Raw genomic sequence first — 20,473 nt, forward strand, 5'->3', positions numbered from 1 at the left:
CAGCGCAGCGGCCCCGAAAATGGGACTGCTGCGCACTCCATCGGGGATAAATCCCCTCACCACAGATTTGATACTGACGGCTGATCAGTCAGACAAACGAATCGTCGTCATCGAAGAATGACGAGTTGTCATCGCTGTAGTCGGTGTCAGTGAATCCGCCCTGGTCATTGCCAGAGAAACCGTTATCGGCCACACGCTGGTCATTGCCCCAGTCGTTACCGCTCTGGTCGGCCACTTGCGCCGGCTCTTCCTTGATCACTTCAACGATTTCTTCGGGCTGCTGGTTGTGATGGAACAGGCTGCTGATGCCCTGCGCCAGCATCACGCCACCGGCCACGCCAGCGGCAGTCTTCAGGGCGCCGCCGAGGAAGCTGCTGCCCGCAGCCGGAGCTGCTTGCTGCGCGTAGTTGGGCGGTGGTGCGGCATAGTTCTGTTGTGGCGCTGGCGCAGCGTAGTTCTGCTGCGGTGCCGGCTCACGCCAGCCGCCGGTAGAAGCCGGAGCGCTCTGGGTCGGCGCTGGACGCGAGCTGCCGCCGCCGAAGATGCTCGACAGGAAACCACCGCCGCCGCTTGGCGCCGGGGCCGCAGTCTGGGACTTGGCCGCTTGCAGTTCAGCCTGCAACTGCTGGACTTGTCGGGTCAGCTGCTTGTTCTGTTCGTCGAGGCTCTTGATCGCCGCCTCTTGCACCAGAATCGCCTGGGTCATGAAATAACCTGCCGCCGGCTGGCGGGTCAGGTGTTCCTTGATCCGCGCCTCGGCCTGGGCGTCGCGCGGGGCTGCCTCCGTTTCGGCCTGTTGCAGCCGGGAAAACAGTCCATCGATCAGGGTTTGCTCTTCGCTGTTCATGGCGACCTCGTAGATTGCCGGGGATAACGTTGCCCGTGCCCACTGCGGACATGGCGCACCTCTGTAATGGAGGCAGTGACAGGATGTTTCAACGACCTTTACCGAATGTTTACGTTTGTGTCGGCCCGCGCGTCATCGGTTAAAGTGAGCCACTGTTTTCGACCTGCGATACCGACTGATGAATGCCTTCGATGTACTGCGCGACTCTCTGTATTTTTTCAAACGCCACCTGGTCAGCATCGTGCAGTTATGCCTGCCGTTGGTGATCTTCGAGGCCGTGCTGCAGCAAGTGGTGGATCGCGCCACTGACCCCGACAGTTTCTCCGCCGCCAGCGTGGTCGTCGGTTTGCTGGTGTATCCGCTGTACACCGCCGCGCTGATCCTGTTCCTCGACGCCCGCACCCGTGGCGACGCTCCGCGCAACCTCGACCTGCTGGCAATGTCTGCGCGCCTGTGGCCGCGCCTCGCCCTGCTCACGGCGCTCAATACCTTGCTGATTCTGCTGGGGTTGTCGCTGTACTTCCTGCCGGGTCTGATGCTGATGGTCATGCTCGCATTCGCTGAATACCTGCTGGTGCTGCGCGGGATGGGGCCGTTGCAGGCGATGAAGGAAAGCCTGCGCCTGACCCGTGGGCATTTCTGGCGGATCCTGCTGTGCATTCTGTGTGTAATGGGGCCGCTGTGGCTGCTCAAGGGTGCAACGCTGGCGGTGTACCCCGACCCGCAGAATCCGCTGATCGCGGTACTGATCGACAGTGCGCACAGTTTCCTGCAACTGTTCACCAGTGTGGTGCTGTTCCGCCTGTTCATGCTGATCAGCGAATTGCCTGACAAACGTAACGGAGCGGTCTGACCTCGCGGCCCTTGGGCCAAGCGTCCGCGGTCGGGTATGCTCGGGATCACTTTTGTAACGCGATAAGCCGAGCCATGCCCCGTCTGCTGCGCTACACCCTGTTGCTGATTGTGCCCGCCATCGCCGTGATCGGCGGGCTGATCTACAGCCTGACCTGGCGCCCCGATGCGCGAGAAACCTTGCCCGTCACCTGCAGCGGTACGCCGCCGACCCTGGTGCCGGGGCAAGCGCTGAAAGTCATGACCTGGAACGTGCAGTACCTGGCGGGCAAGCGCTACGTGTTCTGGAACGATCTTGCCCAAGGCTCTGATGAAGCGCCATCCCGGGAAGACATGGCCTTCAGTCTCGACGAAGTGGCGCGGGTGATCCGCGACGAGCAACCCGACGTGGTGCTGCTGCAGGAGCTGGATGACGGCGCCAAGGCCAGTGATTACCAGAATCAGCTCAAGCTGCTGCAGGAACGGGTCACCGATCTCTACCCGTGCAGCGCCCATGCTTTCGACTGGAAAGCCGAGTTCGTCCCCGACCCGCATATCTTCGGCAGCGTTGGCCGGCAACTGGTGACCCTGAGCCGTTACCGCATCGAACACGCCGAACGCCTGCAATTGCCGGTGCCCCCGGCGAATTTCATCTCCCGCCAGTTCCAACCCAAAGACGCCCTGCTCGCCACCAAGCTGCCGCTGAGCGACGGCGGACAACTGACGGTATTCAACACCCATCTGGATCGCGCCCGCCAACCGGACGAGACCTTGCAGGCGCAAGTGACAGCGGTGGCCAAAGTGCTCGACAAGTACGAAAGCCAGGGCCTGCCATGGCTGATCGGCGGCGACTTCAATCTGTTGCCGCTGGGCCAGTATCAGCGTCTGCCCGCCGAGCAGCGCACGCCCTACGCGATCGACAGCGCCCTGCATCTGTTGTGGGACAAGTACCCGATGATCCCGACCAACAACGAAGCCAGCGGCATCGACCGCGCCCACTGGCTGACCCACTACCCCAACGACCCCGGACTGAATGGCCCGGATCGCACCGTCGACTATCTGTTCTACAGCCCGAAAATCAAACGGGTCGAAGCAAGGGTGCGCCAGGACGATACGTTGCGCATTTCCGATCACTTGCCGGTGATTGCGCGGTTCCTGCTGCCCGCAGCCCCGTAGCCAGTTAACACGATATCCCCCTGTGGGAGCGGGCTTGCTCGCGAAAGCGTTGTGTCAGTTGATGCATCCGTGCCTGGCGCACCGCCTTCGCGAGCAAGCCCGCTCCCACAGTAGATTGATGTCGTACCGTGATTGGTTGGCAGGCTGCGATGTTTTGCTCTTCAGGTGCCGCGCGGCTTGGCCCGCGCGGTCGCCTCGGCCACCAATGGATCATCCGGCCAATAATGTTTCGGATAGCGCCCCTTCAGATCCTTCTTCACCTCGGCATAGGTGCTGCGCCAGAAGTTGGCCAGATCCTGCGTCACCTGCACCGGCCGGCGCGCCGGGGACAACAGATGCAGCTTGACCACTTGCCGGCCGCCGGCAATTCGTGGCGTCTCGGCGAGGCCGAACAGCTCCTGCAAACGCACCGCGAGAATCGGCGGAAACTCGCTGTAATCCAGACGAATCGATGACCCCGACGGCACGCTGATGTGATGCGGCGCCAGCTCATCAAGCCTCTGCGGCAACGGCCACGGCAGCAGATTGCGCACGATGCTCGACAGGTCCAGATTGGCGAAATGGCTGAGCCGCGAGACCTTGCCCAAGTAAGGCATTAACCAATGCTCGAGAGTGTTCAGCAACGTTGCATCGCTGACATCCGGCCATTGGCTTTCGGCCTGAGCGTTCAGATCCAGTTGCCGCAGCAACGCGACCCGCGCCTGCCACTGGCGCAACTCCGGCGTCCATGGCAACAACTCCAGCCCCTTGCGCCGCACCAGATTGACCAGCGCCTGACTGCGCGCCGCTTCGTCGAGACCGGTCAACGGTTCGCGGCTGAGGATCAGTTCGCCAACCTTGCGCTGACGCTCGGCGCGCAGCACGCCTTCGCGCTCGTCCCAGTCCAGTTGATCGACGGCGTGCACTTGCTCGGCGAGCACCGAATCGAACAGCGCCGGATCAAAATCCGCCGCCAGGTAAATCCGTTCCTCACGCTGGCCCTGACGACTGCCGAGATCGGCGATAACGATCCACTGCTCCTTCATCAGGCTGTCGGCTTCGGCGAACAGCGCAGCGCGACCATTGGCCAGACGATATTCGGCGCCACCGGCACGCCGCTGCTGGGCAACCCGATCCGGGTAAGCCAGCGCCAGCAGCGCACCGAGCCAGCGCGGGTGATCGGGATCGCTGACCGGCGCGCTGGCCTTGCCGCGCAGGTAACCGCGATATTGCCGCGCCAGTTGCCGCGCACGCTGCACGCCGCCCTGAGCACCGCGTGCCGCGCGTTCTTCGCCGGAGAGCAGCACCAGGCGGCTGTGCAGATCGGCCCCGGCGCCGCGCGAAATATCGCGCTCGCCGAGCAGTGCCGCGACGTCACACGCCATGTTCGCCAGCCCCAGCGCCTGACCACGCAGCAACAGATGGGCGATGCGCGGATGCGCAGGCAACTCGGCCATGGCCTGACCGTGCGCGGTCAGCGCCTCGCCTTCAAGTGCGCCCAGACGCTGCAACAAGTCCTGCGCCTGTGCATAAGCCGCTGCCGGCGGCACATCGAGCCAGACCAGTTCGCCCGGCGCCACGCCCCAGCGTCCGAGTTGCAGCGCCAGACTCGCCAGATCCGCCGACAGAATTTCGGCACTGCCGTAAGCGGCGAGTTGCTCGTGCTGATCCTGCGACCACAAGCGGTAACACACACCCGGTTCCAGACGTCCGGCCCGGCCCGCACGCTGGGTGGCGCTGGCCCTGGAAATACGCTGCGTATCGAGACGGGTCATGCCGCTGCCGGGGTCGAAACGCGGCACCCGCGCCAGCCCGGCGTCGATTACCACGCGCACGCCGTTGATGGTCAGGCTGGTCTCGGCGATGTTGGTCGCCAGCACCACTTTGCGCTGGCCGGCCGGCGCCGGGTCGATGGCAGCGCGCTGGGCGTTGAGGTCCAGTTCACCGTGTAACGGGCAGAGCAATACGTCTTTACGCTCGCCGATGGCATCGCTCAGTTGCTGATGCACCCGACGGATTTCCGCCTGCCCCGGCAAGAACACCAGCAGGCTGCCAGTTTCATCGTGCAGAGCTTCGAGGACGGTCTGGGTCACGCGCTGGTCGATGTATTCGCCGGGCTGGAACGGCCGGCCCCAGCGCATCGTCACCGGGTACATGCGCCCTTCGCTGCGCAGGATCGGCGCGTCATCCAGCAACCCGGCCAGACGCTCGCCTTCCAGCGTGGCGGACATCAGCAGAATCTTCAGCGGCTGTTCAGCGCGGAACAGTTCACGACCGTTCAAACTCAGGGCCAAGGCCAGATCGGCATCAAGACTGCGTTCGTGAAATTCGTCGAAGATCAGCAGACCGACGCCTTCCAGCGCCGGATCATCCTGCAGACGCCGGGTGAGAATCCCCTCGGTGACCACTTCGATACGGGTATCGGGGCCGACCTTGCTGTCGAGGCGGATGCGATAACCGACGGTTTCACCGACCTTCTCACCCAGTTCGCTGGCCAACCGTTCGGCAGCGGCTCGCGCGGCGAGACGCCGTGGTTCGAGCATCAGAATGGTCTGCCCGGCCAGCCACGCTTCATCGAGCAAGGCTAAAGGCACGCGGGTGGTTTTACCGGCGCCGGGCGGTGCTTCGAGCACGGCTTCGTGGCGTGTCGCCAAGGCTTCACGCAGGGCGGGTAAAACTTCATCGATCGGCAAAGAAATCATGCTGGCTCCCCAGGGCGTGCCCACAGTAAATTGCGAGTCGCGTTAAAGCTGTGAGCGTGCCAGGCAAGGCGCGGGACGCAGGTAAGGGTCGTTTCCTTGCCAAGTTCCGCAACGCAGCATGGCGCGTTCACAGCTTTAGCCCGGAGGGCCGAACCCCGCCAGGATTCATCAACCTTCACGCGGTGTCGATCTGGAGAAAACAACTTCAATCCTCAACATATTTCGGTAGGGGTGAGACGAGGCCGCAATTTACTGTGGGCGCGCCCTGCCGAGGGCGAGTATAACGGCGAACTGCCGGGCGTTCGTCAGGGTCTTAACTTCACAAGACGAAGCTTCGTTAATAGATGACTCAGGAGATTTTCCATGCGCTTACCTTCTCGCCTGATCGGCGGTGTTCTGGTTGCCACCCTGCTCACTCAACTCACGGCCTGCGGTTCGATTTTCTATCCGGACCGTCGCGGTCAGATCGACGGCAAGATCGATCCGGCGATTGCCGTGCTCGACGCCGTGGGCCTGCTGTTCTACGTGATTCCAGGGCTGATAGCGTTCGCGGTCGACTTCACCACCGGTGCGATCTATTTCGAACCGGGCCACACCGCTCAGGTCGATCCGGCCAAACTCAAACAAGCCATCGGCCCGGACGGTCAGGTCGATAACCTCAAGTTGCAGGCTATTCTCGAAACAGAACTGGGCCGCAATCTGCCGCTGGACGATCCACGCCTGATCCAGCACAAGGGCAGCACGCAACAACTGGCGATGTTTGGCCTGCAACCCGCCGCATAAGGAAATCACATGACCACCAGCCCCGAACACGCCCGCCTGCTGCGGCTGGCAACCCGCGCTTCGGTGGCGGTGGCCTGCACGCTGATCATCGCCAAAGCCATCGCCTGGTGGCTGAGCGGCTCGGTGAGCATGCTCGCCGGCCTCACCGACTCGGCGCTGGATGGCGTCACTTCGCTGCTCAATCTGCTGGCGGTGCATTACGCGCTGCGTCCGGCCGATGACGATCACCGTTACGGCCACGGCAAGGCCGAATCGCTGGCGGGCATGGCGCAAGCGCTGTTCATCGGCGGCAGTGCGGTGCTGATTGCGTTCCAGGCGTATGAACGCATCAAGCAACCGGAGCCGTTGGGCGCGCCGTGGCTGAGCATCGGCGTGATCGTGTTCTCGCTGCTGCTGACCGCGGCGTTGCTGACGCTGCAACATAGGGTGATCAAGCAGACCGGCTCCAACGCCGTGCGCGCCGACTCGCTGCATTACCGCTCGGACATGCTGCTCAACGGCAGCATTCTGATCGCGCTGATTCTCGCCGGCATGGGCTTTCATCAGTTGGACGCATGGTTCGGTCTGGGGATCGCCGGGTACATCTTGTGGAGCGCGATCCAGATCGCCCGGGAAAGTTTTTCGGTGCTGATGGATGAAGAGCTGCCGGCGGACGTCAGTCAGCACATGCTCGAACTGGCCTGCGGCGTACCCGGCGTATTGGGCGCGCATGATTTGCGCACGCGGATTTCAGGCAACCACTGGTTCGTGCAGTTGCATCTGGAGTTGCCAGGGGAGCTGACCTTGTCAGTGGCTCACGGCATCAGCGATCAGGCGGCGGATGCGATTCACGCCGCCTACCCGCGAGCCGAAGTGCTGGTGCACGCCGACCCACAGGAAGTGGTCAAGACCGAACGGGCGCAAACCCGGATTCAGTAAGACACCTGATAACCGCGACTGCTCAGGCAATTGCCCTGCGCCTGACGGTAAGCCTGCACCACCTCAGGCGCCGGTTGATAGGTCGCGGTACGCGGGTCGAAACCGCTCTGCTGCACAGCGTATTGGTAGCACTGATAACCGTCCTGCTGCACCTGTTCCGGCGACTGCCCGTTGGCCGGATAGGCCTCGACGTCATAGCCCTGGGATTGCGGCTGCGGTTGCGGCGGTTGCTGCACCGGGGGTTCGACTACGACGTAATCCTGAGTGGCTTCCTGATACGCATAGTAGGAACCGGCAGCGAGGAACAGCAGCGCACCGCCGATCCACACTTCACGGGCATAGTCCGGCAGATACTGGGTGCGAATCCCTCGTGGCGGCTGCACGACGATGTAGCGCGGGCCTTGCGGGCGATACCAGTAGCCGCCGGAATAGAAGTAATCCTGACCGCGATACGGCACTCGGTATTCGCGATCCGGGAAGCGGTCGATCACATGCCCCGGGCGGTATTGCGGGCCTGGCCCCCAACCGTTGCCATGTCCGTCCGGGCGACCCGGCCAGCGATTGTCATTGGGCCGGTTGCCGGTTTGCCATTGCTGGTTGTGGTAACCATTCTGCGGCCGCTCGTCGCGGTAGTAACCCTGGCGCGGTTCCTGAGTCTGGCGCACGGTGTCGGGCCGTGGCTGGATCGGCAGGTTGTTCGACGGGGGCGCCTGATGCACCGGAGCGGGTTGATTGGGCGCGCGGTTCTGGTTCTGCCACTGGCCATTGTTGTGCTGCTGGCCGTTGTGCTCGAACTGACGGCTGTTGTCGCCCCGAATGATTTCATTGTTCTGCGGCCGCGGCTGATTTTGCGGCGGCGGATTGTTCTGCCCGTGGGGCTGATGATCGCCCCCATGGCCCTGGTTATTTCCCTGATGCTCAGGGCCGCGTCCACCATTAGGGCTGCGGCTCTCCGGATCGTCGGCGAGCGCTTGCGCACTGACGCTCACACACAGCAAACCAACACCGGCCAGACGCCAGATGCGCGACTTCATGCTCTTCCTCACTGCGGGTATTAAGAGGGCTTGTAGCTAAGACCGGGAATACGCACACCGGGTTCTGCGACAGGTTATCAGTCACGAGACTTATTTATTGAGGAAGGCTGTGCATCGAGGCACAAAAAATCGCAGGCAAGAAAAAGGGAGACCCGTCGGCCTCCCTTTAGAGAACTTCGTCCTGGCTCGACGCTTTTGACGTCGGCTCACCTCACGCCGTCTTCTGGACAGTGTGCAGCTCGGGGGCCGGCCCAGCCCCGGTGGGGGTGGCGGCCGCGGCGGGCCTGATTGGGCGGGCCGCAGTGGACTGTGTTACCGAGCAGTGATTCTGGTGATAAGAATAGGCCGGGAGGCGCGACAGAGGATTGCGAAGATTGCTCAAATAAACACTGCTTGCGCAATTTTTAACCCTGGATAGATAATCCGCCGCAATAGTTACAACCAAGGACTGTTTCATGAGCAAACTCGACCGTTACGACCTGAGTATTTTGGCGGAATTGCAGCGCGACGCCCGCATCTCCAACCAGGAACTGGCCGAGCGCATCGGTCTGTCGCCCTCGCCCTGCTCGCGCCGGGTCAAGCAACTGGAGGACGACGGCTACATCTCGCGCCAGGTCGCCCTGCTCGATCGCAAGATGCTCGGCCTGAGCCTGACGGCCTACGTGCTGATCGGCATGGACCGGCACACACCGGAGCGTTTCGAGAATTTCGAAGCGGCGATCCGCACCTTGCCGCAGGTGCTGGAATGCAGCCTGGTGACCGGCGTGGATGCCGACTATCAGTTGAAAGTGGTGGTGCCGGACATGGATCACTATCAGAAGCTGTTGCTGGGGCACCTGACCCGGATTGAAGGCGTGACCAGCGTGCGTTCGAGTTTTGTACTGAATCAGGTGCTCAACAGCACCGAACTGCCGCTGACGCATCTGCGCAACTGACATCGCCTTCGCGAGCAAGCCCGCTCCCACAGTTGAGATTCGTCAAGCACACTATCTGTGTTCAACCGAGATCCCCTGTGGGAGCGGGCTTGCTCGCGAAGAGGCCGGTACAGGCACCCCATAACCGCGGCACACCGACACAGGTCAATGCGGCCCTGCCACCCTCGGCGTATAATCGCCCAGCCCTTTCAGCCCTGTGCGCGCCGGAGATGCCCGATGGATCCTGCAGTATTCGAAGAGTGGATGATGACTGGCCTGGTCAGCATCCTGATCATTTTCATGGGTTTCATCGTCTGGGATCTGGCGAAGAAGTCCAAGGCCGGGCGTTTCGGCTCGTTCATTCTGTTCTTCGTCCTGGGCCTGGGCGTGGCCGCGTTCATCATCAAGAGTGTGGTGATCGGCCTGATCGAATCCGGCGCTCTATAACCGCGCCGGCACTTCTTTCCATTGGCCCTGATCGAGCCCTTCAAGCGTCCAGTCGCCAATCCGTACCCGCACCAGCCGTAACGTCGGCAGCCCCACCGCTGCGGTCATACGTCGTACCTGACGGTTGCGCCCTTCACGAATTACCAACTCCAGCCAACTGGTCGGCACGCTTTTGCGAAAGCGTACCGGCGGATTGCGTGGCCACAGTTCAGGTTCCTCCAGTTGCCGCGCCTCGGCAGGCAAAGTCTTGCCGTCATTCAACTCGACACCTTCGCGCAGACGCTGCAACTGCTCGCCTGTCGGCACGCCTTCGACCTGCACCCAGTAAGTCTTCGCCAGTTTGTGTTTCGGATCAGCGATGCGCGCCTGCAACTGGCCGTCATTAGTCAGCAACAACAAGCCTTCGCTGTCGCGATCAAGGCGTCCGGCCGGATAGATACCGGGCACGTCAATGTAATCCTTGAGCGTCGCCCGCCCGCCTTCGTCGCTGAACTGCGTCAGCACATCGAACGGTTTGTTGAACAGGATCAACTTCGGCTCGGCCGGCGGCGCTTTGGCGACACGACGTGGAGCCGAGGAGGATGGCTTCGGACCGGGACGGCGGAAAGGTGGACGCGGGGGACAGGACATAAGAGAACAAACATCTAACGGTCAGGGCTGCTAATGCTAGTAGCCCGACCGTTAAATGACCATCAACAAATCAGCGGAACGGCGGCTCGTCGAAGCTGCGCAGTTTGCGCGAGTGCAGCGAGTTGAGTTCGGTGCGCAGCAGATCCACCGCCGCGATGCCGATCTTCAAGTGTTGGCTGACCGCGCGCTCGTAGAACGCGTTGGCCGAACCCGGCAGCTTGATTTCACTGTGCAGCGGTTTGTCCGAAACGCACAGCAACGTGCCGTAAGGTACCCGCAAGCGATAACCCTGGGCGGCGATGGTGCCGCTTTCCATGTCCACCGCCACGGCGCGGGACAGGTTGATCAGCGGACGTTCCTGCGCCCAGCGCAGTTCCCAGTTACGGTCGTCGTAAGTCAGCACGGTGCCGGTGCGCAGACGTTTTTTCAGCTCTTCGCCCTTCTCGCCGGTGATATTGGCGGCTGCTTGCTGCAGCGCCAGTTGCACTTCCGCCAGTGCCGGGATCGGAATGTTCGGCGGCACCACGCGGTCGAGAATCCCGTCACGACGCATGTAGGCGTGGGCCAGCACGTAATCGCCGATGGTCTGCGACTGACGCAGGCCGCCGCAGTGACCGATCATCAGCCAGCAATGCGGGCGCAGCACCGCCAGGTGGTCGGTGATGTTCTTCGCGTTGGACGGGCCGACGCCGATGTTGACCAGGGTCACACCGTGGCCGTCATTGGCGATCAGGTGATAGGCCGGCATCTGGTAGCGGTGCCAGACCACGCCGGCGGCAATCGCCGACGCTTCGCCGTGATCCATGCCTTTCTCGATGATCACGTTGCCCGGCAAAACCATGCGCACGAAACGCGGGTCGTTGCGCAGTTGTTCCAGGCCATGAACGATGAACTGGTCGACGTAGCGGTGATAGTTGGTCAGCAGAATCCACGGCTGCACATGCCGCCAGTCGCTGCCGGTGTAGTGCACCAGGCGACGCAGGGAGAAGTCGACGCGCGCGGCGTCAAACAGCGCCAGTGGCAGCGGATCGGTGTTTTCCCAGTCGTAGAGACCGTCGGCGATGCCATCGGTGGCGGCGGACAGGTCGGTACTCGGGAACACTCGCGCCAGCACCGCAGCGGTGACGCCGGAGCCGGCCAGCTCATCGCCCTGCTCGACCACGTACGGGTATGGAATATTCTGCTGACTGACGCCGACTTCCACGGTCACGGTGAAGTCGTGCATCAACGGCACCAGTTGTTCCAGCAGGTATTTGCGGAACGCCTTGGGATGGGTGACGGTGACGCTGTAGGTGCCCGGCAGTTGCACCTTGGCGTAGGCGCGGGTGGTCTGCGGGACTTCGCCCTGACACAGGTAGGTCAGACGCAGTTCGGGATAACGAAACAGGGCACGCTGTTCGGCGTCAGGCTCGACGCGATCCTTGAGGTAACGCTTGAGCGCCGAGTTGAGCGCAGTGGTGGCCCGCTCATGCAGCTCGGCCAGACGATCCACGGCTTGTTCGGCGGTTTGAACGACAATAAACGCTTCGGTCACGATCAGCTTCCTGTGTTCTGACTTGCAGAGCTTCATCTTGCCTGCATCGTGGTCTCACGGGAACAGTGGCGTTGTGGGTGTACCCAAATCTTCCCATCTATGGAGATACCCTGTGGGAGCGAGCCTGCTCGCGAATGCGGTGGGTCATTCACAAAGATGTCGACTGATACACCGCTTTCGCGAGCAGGCTCGCTCCCACATGGGGGATGCGTGGTGGGTCAGAAACCTTGCGGGGTTGAGCGAGCGACGATAGCTTCGACGTCCAGCCCACGCGGCAATGCACCGTAGACCCGGCCGCCACCGCTCAGGCGGCTGGCAATGAACGCGTCGCTGACCGCCGAGTTACCGGCCTCCAGCAATAGCTTGGCCTGCAAACCGAGCGCGATGTCTTCGGTGAGTTGCCGCGCCCGATACTGAATGTCGCTGGTGTCCTTGAACTGCGCCTGCAACTGCTGGATATGCGCGGCCAGGCGCTTGTCGCCGTGCCCATCGCCCAATTCGCTGAACAACACGTCGAGCACACCCGGTTCTTTCGACAGCGCACGCAGCACGTCCAGGCACTGCACATTGCCCGAGCCTTCCCACGTCGAGTTGACCGGCGCTTCGCGATACAGCCGTGGCAGGATGCTCTCCTCGACATACCCGGCACCGCCCATGCACTCGGCGGCTTCGTTGATCATTCCGGGGGCACGTTTGCAGATCCAGTATTTGCCCACCGCCGTCACCAGCCGGGCGAATTGCGCTTCATGGCGATCATCCAGATGATCCAGCGCCTTGCCCATGCGCAGGCTCAGGGCCAGCGCGGCCTCGCTTTCCAGCGCCAGATCGGCCAGCACGTTCTGCATCAACGGTTGCTCGCTGAGCAGTTTGCCGCCGACCTTGCGGTGCGCGCAGTGGTGGCTGGCCTGGGTCAGCGCCTGACGCATCAATGAACTGGAGCCGACCATGCAATCGAAACGGGTCATCGCCACCATCTCGATGATGGTTGGCACGCCGCGCCCTTCTTCGCCAACCATCCACGCCAAAGCGCCACGGAATTCCACTTCACTGGAGGCGTTGGACTGGTTGCCGAGTTTGTTTTTCAGGCGCTGGATGTAGAACTGATTGCGCGTGTCGTCGGGGCGATGGCGCGGCAGCAGGAAGCAGGTCAGGCCCTTGTCGGTCTGCGCCAGCGTCAGGAACGCATCGCACATCGGCGCCGAGCAGAACCACTTGTGCCCGACCAGTTCATAGGCCTGCCCCGGGCCACTGGCACCGACCGGATAGGCCTTGGTAGTGTTGGCGCGCACGTCGGTGCCGCCCTGTTTCTCGGTCATCGCCATGCCAATGGTCACGCCGGCCTTGTGCGCCATGCCGACGTTACGCGGGTCATATTCGGTGGCAAGGATCTTCGGCAGCCACTGTTCGGCCAGATCCGGCTGCAAGCGCATGGCCGGGACACTGGCGAAAGTCATGGTCAACGGGCAACCGCTGCCGGCCTCGGCCTGGCTGTGCAGATAGCTCATCGAGGCGCGGGCGACATGCGCGCCATCCTGCGGATGGGTCCAGGGTGATGAGGTCAGGCCATGTTCGATCGCGGTGCGCATCAGCTCGTGATAAGCGGGATGGAATTCCACCAGATCGATGCGATGGCCGTAGCGGTCATGGCTGACGAATACCGGTTTGTTCTGATTGGCGAGGAACCCGGCTGCCATCAGCGGTCCGCCGGCCAGCGCACCGTAGGCATCGATCCGCGACTCGGCCCACCCGGCGCCGAAACGGCGTGACCACTCCTGCAGCGGCAGGTCGATGCGGTACAGGTTGGCGCCATCCAGCGACGGTGGCTGGTTGGTGACTTCGTGGGTTTCGGCGAACTGATGCAGGTTCATGACGGGGCTCCTTTGGTCAGCCAAGGAATCCAGTTAAGCACCGGCTCGTGGCTGATCAAAGTGTCATAAGCGCCGAACTGTCGGCGCTTTCACCCTATTACGCGCTGAGCACCCGACGCTCCAGCGCCGTCTGCAGGTCTTCGAATTTCACCGGTTTGTTCAGGTAATCGATGCGCGTACCCGGCGCGCAGTGTTCGCGATCCGTGCCCAGTGCCAGCATGAACACCGGCAGATTGGCGCAGCCGGGCAACGCATGAATCTGGCAGCACAACGACGCGCCTTCATGATTGGGCAACTGGCAATCAATCAGCACCGCGTCGAAGGTTTCCCGTTGCAGGCAATCAAGTGCCGCCGCGCCGTTGTCCGCCGTGCGCACGCGGAAACCGAGCTTGAGCAGCATGCCGCGCATCACCAGTTGATTGACGCTGTTGTCGTCCACCAGCAACACCGTGCAGTCCTGCGGTGCCCGGCTGCGCTCATGCAGCGCGTCCGGGGTTGGCGCCGCTTCAACCTGCGGCAGCTCGAACTCGACATCCAGTTGAAAACGGCTGCCGCTGCCTGGTTGGGAGCGGTGAGTCAGCTTGCCGCCGAGCAGTTCCACCAGTTGCCGACAGATCGCCAGCCCCACGCCCAGCCCGCCGTATTCGCGGGTCATCGAGCCATCAAGCTGGAAGAAGCGCTGATACATCGTCGCCTCGCCCAGATCGGTGAAACCGATGCCGGTATCGATGACCGCAAACGACAGCGCCAGGCGGTTGTCCGTCGCCGGTTTGCCAGTGACCCGCAGCGCCAGACCGCCGACCCGGGTGAACTTGATCGCGTTGTCCAGCAGGCACTCCAGGCACTGCGCCAGTTTTGCGCTGTCGCCGTGCAAGCGATCCGGCAGGGTCGGCAGCACCTCGACCTTGAAGTCCAGCGACTTGCTCGCCGCGTTGCCGTCGAACTGCACGCGCAAGGCCTCGACCACCGCGCGCAGACTGAAGCTGCCCGGCGTCGCCTTGAGCTTGCCGGCCTGCAATTCGGTGAGGGTGAGGATGCCGTTGACCATGCGCATCATGTCCCGGGCAGAGCCAGCGGCGGTTTGCTGGTATTGTTCCAGTTCAGGCTCCAGCTCGACGGTCTGCATCAGTTCCAGCGAACCGATCACCCCGTTCATCGGCGTGCGCAATTCGTGGGTCAGGGTCGCGAGGAATTCATCCTTGAGCTTGTTGCTGTGGGCCAGTTGCTGGTTGAGCACTTCGAGTTTCTGCCCGGCATCGAACAGGGTTTGCGCCTGTTGCTCGCGCATCGCGTTGATGCGATCAGCCAGCGCCAGCGACAGCAGCGCGACTTCGATGGCCGAACCGATCTGGCTGGCGTACATGGTCAGGAACACGTTCGGCAGCAGGCCCAGCACCATCAGCGTATTGACGATGCCGCCGAGCAGGAATGCCGACCAGGCAATGATGAAATAACGCGCCACCCGCAAGCCACGCCACCAGGCGAGAATCCCCGCGGCGAAGATCACCACGGTGAACACCAGCGCCAACAGGGTCGCCAGGCGCAGCGACAATGCGTAACTGGTCATCAGCGACAGCCCGACCACCAGCGCGCCGAACGCGATCAGGGCGATCAGCAGATAGTCGAGCCAGCGGCTGTGGGTTCTGGTCTGCAGGAAACTGCGGGCGAACTGGCTGCCGAACAACCCGGCGCAACCGATGAAAAACGGTGTGGCGGCGTTGGCCCACCACGGATTGTCCGGCCAGAAATACTCGACCGCCGCGCCGTTTACCGACAGTTGATAAAGGCCGAACGAGGCGATGTAGAAGATGTAATAGAGGTAGCTGGTGTCGCGCACGCTCAGGTAGATGAACAGGTTGTAGACCAGCATCCCCAGCAGCACGCCATAGATGATCCCCAGCACATACAGGCGCACCGGCTGGTCTTCGAGGTACGCGGTGCTCGACCATAACGTCACTGGTGCCTGGATCGAGCCTTCACTGGCCAGGCGCAGGTACACGGTTTTTTGCTGGTCAGGGGCGAAGGTCAGGTCGAACAGGTAATTGTTCTGCCGGATCTCGCGACTGGCGAACGGCAAGGCGTCGCCGGTCTGCCGGATCAGGCGGTAGTCGCCATTGGCATCGGCCATATAAAGGTCGAGGTGATCGAGCGGCGGATACGCCAGCTCCAGCAGCCAGGTGCGTTGCGCGGCCGGATTGTTTGGACGGTAATGCAGGTCGATCTTCAGCCAGAACGCCGAGCGCGAGTAACCGGCATTGAGCGTGGCTTTGTCGTGGGGTTTGAAATTGCCCGCCGCCGCTTGAGCGCGGACGTCGGCGATGTTCGCCTGACCGCTCGGGTCTTCGAACACTTGCAAGGAGCGGCCCAGGGGAAGGCTCTGGGTATTTTCGTCGAACTCGACGGCGCTTGCGAGGAGGGGCAAGCAGAACAGCAACATCAGCAAATAGCGCATTGAAGCCCCAGCGTGGCTCGTCCGGTTGTGTCAGGAAGCCCCCCATTCCCTTTGAGTAGACGTAAAACCGGTATTACCTGTTATTGGTTTGGATCCAGACTAGCATAGCCGTTGATGGCCATTGAGCACCATCGAAATTTTTCCTACAAAGGCTCTAGAACGGGCGTTTCAGAGCAAAGCAGCGAGCTAGAGCTGTTGAGTTGGTCAACTCAGTAAAGCAGCAGACATTGTGAATGCTTTTGTGATGACAAGCTCGATCGGGACTGAACCCCAAATTCAGCTTTGGTGGTAAGCTCGCGCACCATGAATATCTACAGCTCCCGCCCCGTTGTCCTCTGTCTCTCCGGCCACGACCCCAGTGGTGGCGCCGGCTTGCAGGCAGATATCGAAGCCTTGCTCGCGCAGGGTTGCCATGCGGCTCCGGCCGTCACCGCCCTGACCGTGCAAGACACCGTCAACGTCACTGATTTCCGCGTCCTCGACCGTGAGTGGGTGCTGGCGCAAGCCAATGCCGTGCTCAACGACTCCGAAGTCGCAGCGGTCAAACTGGGCATGCTCGGTTCGCTGGAAATGGTCGACACCGTGGTCGAACTGCTCTCTGCGCACCCGCACTTGCCAGTGGTTTGCGACCCGGTGCTGCGTGCCGGCGGCGGCGGACGCCTGGGCAAGGACGAAGTCGGTTATGCGATGCGCGAGCGTCTGCTGCCGCTGTCGATCATTGCCACCCCCAACCTGCCCGAAGCGCGGATTCTCGCCGAACTGCCCGAAGGCACCGCGGATGAGTGCGCGGAAAAACTCCTGCCGTTCGTCAAAAACCTGCTGATCACCGGCGGCCATGGCGACGAAACTGAAATCCACAATCGCCTGTACAGCCGTGACGGCCTGCGTGAAACCTTCTATTGCCAGCGTTTGCCGGGTAGTTATCACGGCTCCGGCTGCACATTGGCCAGCGCCCTCGCCGGTCGGCTGGCCCAAGGTGAAAACCTCGCCAGCGCGGTGCGCACGGCACTGGATTACACCTGGCGCACCCTGCGCGATGCCGAACAACTGGGCAAAGGCCAGTTCGTGCCGCGTCGCCTGCCGCTGGATTTTTGCTCGTAACGTCGTGAGGTCTGCCTGATGAAACTACGTGGCCTGTACGCCATCACCGACAGCCAATTGCTGGCGGGCAAGTTTCTGTCCTACGTGGAGGCGGCGCTGGAAGGCGGCGTCACCCTGCTGCAATACCGCGACAAAAGCAGCGACGAGGCCCGCCGTCTGCGCGAGGCCGAAGCGCTGCGTAACCTGTGCGAACGCTACAAGACGCAGTTGATCATCAACGATGACGCCGAGCTGGCCGCGCGCCTCAACGTCGGCGTGCACCTGGGGCAGACTGACGGCCCGTTGTCTCCGACCCGCGCGCTGCTTGGTTCAAAAGCCATCATCGGTTCGACCTGCCACGCGCAACTCGAACTGGCCGAGCAAGCCGCCAAAGAAGGCGCGAGCTATGTCGCCTTCGGTCGCTTCTTCAATTCCAACACCAAACCCGGCGCGCCAAGCTGCAGCCTCGATCTGCTCGACGAGGCCAAACGCAAGCTGCATCTGCCGGTCTGCGCGATTGGTGGCATCACCCTCGACAACGCCGCACCGCTGGTGGCCCACGGGGTCGACCTGCTGGCGGTGGTCCACGGTTTGTTCGGTGCCGAAAGCACCGCCGAAGTGACCCGCCGCGCCCGCGCCTTCAACGAACTTCTGAAAATCTGATTTGAGAGCCCGATCATGTCTCGTTCCGAAACCCTGTTTGCCAATGCCCAGAAACACATTCCCGGTGGCGTGAACTCGCCGGTTCGCGCGTTCAAGAGTGTGGGCGGCACACCGCTGTTCTTCAAGCATGCCGAAGGCGCCTACGTCACTGACGAAGACGACAAGCGTTATGTGGATTACGTCGGTTCGTGGGGGCCGATGATCCTCGGCCACAGCCACCCGGACGTGCTCGATGCAGTGCGCAATCAACTGCAACACGGCCTGTCCTACGGCGCGCCGACCGCGATGGAAACCGAGATGGCCGACCTGGTCTGCTCGCTGGTACCGTCGATGGACATGGTGCGCATGGTCAGCTCCGGCACCGAAGCGACCATGAGCGCGATTCGTCTGGCCCGTGGTTACACCGGTCGTGACAGCATCATCAAGTTCGAAGGTTGCTACCACGGTCACTCCGACAGCCTGCTGGTCAAGGCCGGTTCCGGCGCGCTGACCCAGGGCGTGCCAAGCTCCGCCGGTGTGCCGGCCGCGTTCGCCAAACACACCCTGACCCTGCCGTTCAACGACATCGACGCCGTGGAAAAGATGCTCGCCGAAGTCGGTCAGGACGTCGCCTGCATCATCGTCGAGCCAGTCGCTGGCAACATGAACTGCGTGCCGCCGGCACCGGGTTTCCTCGAAGGCCTGCGTGCGCTGTGCGACAAGCATGGCGTGGTGCTGATTTTCGACGAAGTGATGACCGGTTTCCGCGTTGCCCTCGGCGGCGCCCAGGCGCACTACGACGTGACCCCGGATCTGACCACCTTCGGCAAGATCATCGGCGGCGGCATGCCGGTCGGCTGCTTCGGCGGCAAGCGTGAAATCATGGAGCGCATCGCGCCGCTGGGCCCGGTGTATCAGGCCGGCACCCTGTCGGGTAACCCACTGGCGATGGCCGCCGGTCTGACCACCCTGCGCCTGATCAGCCGTCCGGGGTTCCACGCCGAACTGACCGACTACACCACGCGCCTGCTCGACGGCCTGCAACAACGCGCCGATGCCGCGGGCATTCCGTTCGTGACCACGCAAGCGGGTGGCATGTTCGGCCTGTATTTCAGCGGCGCCGACGACATCGTCACCTTTGAAGACGTGATGGCCAGCGACGCAGCACTGTTCGGTCGCTTCTTCCATCTGATGCTGGAAGGTGGCGTGTACCTGGCGCCGAGTGCATTCGAAGCCGGTTTCACCTCGATCGCCCACGGCGAAGCCGAGCTGAAAATCACCCTGGACGCTGCAGAACGCGCCTTCGCTGCATTGAAGTAATCGCCGTACCGCTGACGTTGGCCATGGCCAGCGTCAGCTTTCACCTACACTCACGCCGTTTTTCCCACGCCTCTGCTAAAAATCCATCAGAAAGTGGCCGATATATTCCCCGCGCAGCAGAAAAACGAGTAAAGACTTTGTAAGGTTGGCCCTGCTTATTTCATAATGCGCGCTTATTGGATCCCTCGATGGGTCCGCGTGCCCTTCAGAGGTAAGTCGATTCCCATGAACCGCACCGGCCGCACCCTTGCCTTGGGCTGCCTGTTGCTCCTTCAGCCCCTGCTCGCGCATGCACAAGCAGGCGGCAACTCGTTGTTGATCCCGGCGATGGGTCGTTGCACCCTCAACACTCAGCCGCAAGACGTCACGCAGGCACTGGCCGCCTGCCAGAAAGCGGCCGACGAAGGGGATGCGCAAGCGCAATACGAGTTGGGTGAGTTCTACTACGACGGCAAGAATGCGCCACGCGATCTCAATCAAGCCCTGAGCTATTTCGAAAAGGCCTCGCTGCAAGGCCACGCTCAGGCGCAGTTCAAGCTTGGCACCATGTTCTTCCACGGCGAAGGCGTGCAGGCCAACAACATTCAGGCGTACATCGTGCTGAAGATGGCCGCGGTCAACGGCGCCGAAGATGCGCTGGACACCGCCGACGAAGTCTCCGAAAAAATGTCCCGCGAAGACCTCGAAACCGCGACCCAGGTGCTCGGGCAAATTTTCCGTAAATACCTGATGGAACTGCAGAGCGCCGACGGGCGTACGCCGTTCTCGCCACTTCCCTGATTTCTGCTTTGCTCTGACTATCCCCATTCGCGAGCAGGCTCGCTCCCACATTTGATCTCCAGCGCTGCGAAGATCTTTTGTGGGAGCGAGCCTGCTCGCGAAGGGGGGCGACGCGGTTCTGAGCCCTACTTCTCAGGCATCGGCATCGGAAACGGCATCACATTGCCGACCGCGCCACGGGCTTCGCTGATTTTCGGGGTGCCCAGACGTTCCACCTCGTCGATGCGCACGATCGAATGCATCGGCACAAAGCTGCGCACCACGCCTTCGAACTGCGCCTTGAGCTTCTCTTCGCTCGGATCGACCACCACTTGCGTGCGCTCGCCAAAGACGAACTCTTCCACTTCCAGAAAACCCCACAGATCACTTTGATAGATCTGCTTGGCGTACATTTCGAACACCTGGCCCTGGTTGAGGAAAATCACCTTATAGATTGGAGCTTCGCGTTTGGTCATGGCGGGGGATAACATCGGGGATAAAAATGAGGGCGCAAACTATAGCATAGCCACCGGACGCACAGCGGTAGGAACCTGAGG

18 protein-coding genes are annotated in these 20,473 nt (G+C 62.1%); 10 read left to right on the top strand and 8 right to left on the bottom strand.

The window, feature by feature from the left end:
* Positions 1-88: 88 nt before the first annotated feature.
* On the bottom strand, positions 89-847 hold the full coding sequence (locus tag ACM6I7_RS26765; RefSeq protein ID WP_414889577.1) for a DUF2076 domain-containing protein: 759 nt from the start codon (positions 845-847) through the stop codon (positions 89-91).
* A 178-nt stretch (positions 848-1,025) separates the two neighbouring features.
* Here ACM6I7_RS26765 and ACM6I7_RS26770 point away from each other — a divergent pair, with 178 nt between their 5' ends.
* Positions 1,026-1,700: a YciC family protein gene (locus ACM6I7_RS26770; protein WP_115986818.1), complete on the top strand. Its 675-nt coding sequence runs from the start codon at positions 1,026-1,028 to the stop codon at positions 1,698-1,700.
* Positions 1,701-1,774: 74 nt separating this feature from the next.
* Entirely contained in the window at positions 1,775-2,854 is a 1,080-nt protein-coding gene (locus tag ACM6I7_RS26775; RefSeq protein WP_414889578.1) for an endonuclease/exonuclease/phosphatase family protein, read from the top strand.
* 161 nt (positions 2,855-3,015) lie between these two features.
* On the opposite strand, the gene hrpB is transcribed toward ACM6I7_RS26775, so the two are convergent.
* On the bottom strand, positions 3,016-5,535 hold the full coding sequence (gene hrpB, locus ACM6I7_RS26780) for an ATP-dependent helicase HrpB (RefSeq protein ID WP_414889579.1): 2,520 nt from the start codon (positions 5,533-5,535) through the stop codon (positions 3,016-3,018).
* 363 nt (positions 5,536-5,898) lie between these two features.
* Between hrpB and ACM6I7_RS26785 the strand changes: the two genes are divergently transcribed.
* Both ACM6I7_RS26785 and ACM6I7_RS26790 read left to right on the top strand, forming a co-directional pair.
* Positions 5,899-6,318 (top strand): hypothetical protein, encoded by a 420-nt coding sequence (locus ACM6I7_RS26785; RefSeq protein ID WP_025108718.1) that lies wholly within the window; start codon positions 5,899-5,901, stop codon positions 6,316-6,318.
* A 9-nt stretch (positions 6,319-6,327) separates the two neighbouring features.
* The gene (locus tag ACM6I7_RS26790) at positions 6,328-7,236 is read left to right on the top strand and encodes a cation diffusion facilitator family transporter (RefSeq protein ID WP_134787396.1); all 909 of its coding nucleotides are present in this window, start codon (positions 6,328-6,330) and stop codon (positions 7,234-7,236) included.
* Here ACM6I7_RS26790 and ACM6I7_RS26795 read toward each other — a convergent pair.
* Positions 7,230-8,270: a DUF6515 family protein gene (locus ACM6I7_RS26795; protein WP_096795269.1), complete on the bottom strand. Its 1,041-nt coding sequence runs from the start codon at positions 8,268-8,270 to the stop codon at positions 7,230-7,232. The genes ACM6I7_RS26790 and ACM6I7_RS26795 overlap by 7 nt on opposite strands.
* A 455-nt stretch (positions 8,271-8,725) precedes the next feature.
* On the opposite strand from ACM6I7_RS26795, the gene ACM6I7_RS26800 reads away from it, so the two are divergent.
* Positions 8,726-9,205: an Lrp/AsnC family transcriptional regulator gene (locus tag ACM6I7_RS26800; protein WP_008081091.1), complete on the top strand. Its 480-nt coding sequence runs from the start codon at positions 8,726-8,728 to the stop codon at positions 9,203-9,205.
* A 216-nt stretch (positions 9,206-9,421) separates the two neighbouring features.
* On the top strand, positions 9,422-9,631 hold the full coding sequence (locus ACM6I7_RS26805) for a DUF2788 domain-containing protein (RefSeq protein ID WP_003228500.1): 210 nt from the start codon (positions 9,422-9,424) through the stop codon (positions 9,629-9,631).
* On the opposite strand, the gene ACM6I7_RS26810 is transcribed toward ACM6I7_RS26805, so the two are convergent.
* From ACM6I7_RS26810 to ACM6I7_RS26825, 4 genes are all read right to left on the bottom strand, one after another.
* Positions 9,626-10,261 carry a pseudouridine synthase gene (locus ACM6I7_RS26810; protein ID WP_414889580.1) on the bottom strand — a complete coding sequence of 212 codons (636 nt, stop codon included), beginning with the start codon at positions 10,259-10,261 and terminating at the stop codon, positions 9,626-9,628. The two genes, ACM6I7_RS26805 and ACM6I7_RS26810, sit on opposite strands and share 6 nt — an antisense overlap.
* A 70-nt stretch (positions 10,262-10,331) precedes the next feature.
* Entirely contained in the window at positions 10,332-11,831 is a 1,500-nt protein-coding gene (gene amn, locus ACM6I7_RS26815) for an AMP nucleosidase (RefSeq protein ID WP_167734182.1), read from the bottom strand.
* A 182-nt stretch (positions 11,832-12,013) separates the two neighbouring features.
* On the bottom strand, positions 12,014-13,663 hold the full coding sequence (locus ACM6I7_RS26820; protein ID WP_027612881.1) for an acyl-CoA dehydrogenase family protein: 1,650 nt from the start codon (positions 13,661-13,663) through the stop codon (positions 12,014-12,016).
* A gap of 97 nt (positions 13,664-13,760) precedes the next feature.
* A complete protein-coding gene (locus ACM6I7_RS26825; protein ID WP_414889581.1) occupies positions 13,761-16,115 on the bottom strand; it encodes a 7TM diverse intracellular signaling domain-containing protein in 2,355 nt (784 codons plus the stop codon).
* 303 nt (positions 16,116-16,418) lie between these two features.
* Between ACM6I7_RS26825 and ACM6I7_RS26830 the strand changes: the two genes are divergently transcribed.
* The 4 genes from ACM6I7_RS26830 (at position 16,419) to ACM6I7_RS26845 (ending at position 19,937) form a co-directional block, all read left to right on the top strand.
* Positions 16,419-17,216 (top strand): hydroxymethylpyrimidine/phosphomethylpyrimidine kinase, encoded by a 798-nt coding sequence (locus ACM6I7_RS26830; RefSeq protein WP_007960553.1) that lies wholly within the window; start codon positions 16,419-16,421, stop codon positions 17,214-17,216.
* A gap of 18 nt (positions 17,217-17,234) precedes the next feature.
* Positions 17,235-17,858 (top strand): thiamine phosphate synthase, encoded by a 624-nt coding sequence (gene thiE / locus ACM6I7_RS26835; protein WP_003228513.1) that lies wholly within the window; start codon positions 17,235-17,237, stop codon positions 17,856-17,858.
* 15 nt (positions 17,859-17,873) lie between these two features.
* On the top strand, positions 17,874-19,157 hold the full coding sequence (gene hemL, locus ACM6I7_RS26840) for a glutamate-1-semialdehyde 2,1-aminomutase (RefSeq protein WP_103367251.1): 1,284 nt from the start codon (positions 17,874-17,876) through the stop codon (positions 19,155-19,157).
* Between the two features lie 225 nt (positions 19,158-19,382).
* Complete coding sequence (locus ACM6I7_RS26845) at positions 19,383-19,937, top strand: tetratricopeptide repeat protein (RefSeq protein ID WP_003228518.1); 555 nt, start codon at positions 19,383-19,385, stop codon at positions 19,935-19,937.
* Between the two features lie 125 nt (positions 19,938-20,062).
* Here ACM6I7_RS26845 and ACM6I7_RS26850 read toward each other — a convergent pair whose 3' ends face one another.
* The gene (locus tag ACM6I7_RS26850; protein WP_003185742.1) at positions 20,063-20,392 is read right to left on the bottom strand and encodes a DUF1820 family protein; all 330 of its coding nucleotides are present in this window, start codon (positions 20,390-20,392) and stop codon (positions 20,063-20,065) included.
* Between the last annotated feature and the right edge of the window lie 81 nt (positions 20,393-20,473).

The organism is Pseudomonas sp. IT-93MI4 (assembly GCF_949767635.1).
Lineage (GTDB): Bacteria > Pseudomonadota > Gammaproteobacteria > Pseudomonadales > Pseudomonadaceae > Aquipseudomonas > Aquipseudomonas putida_A.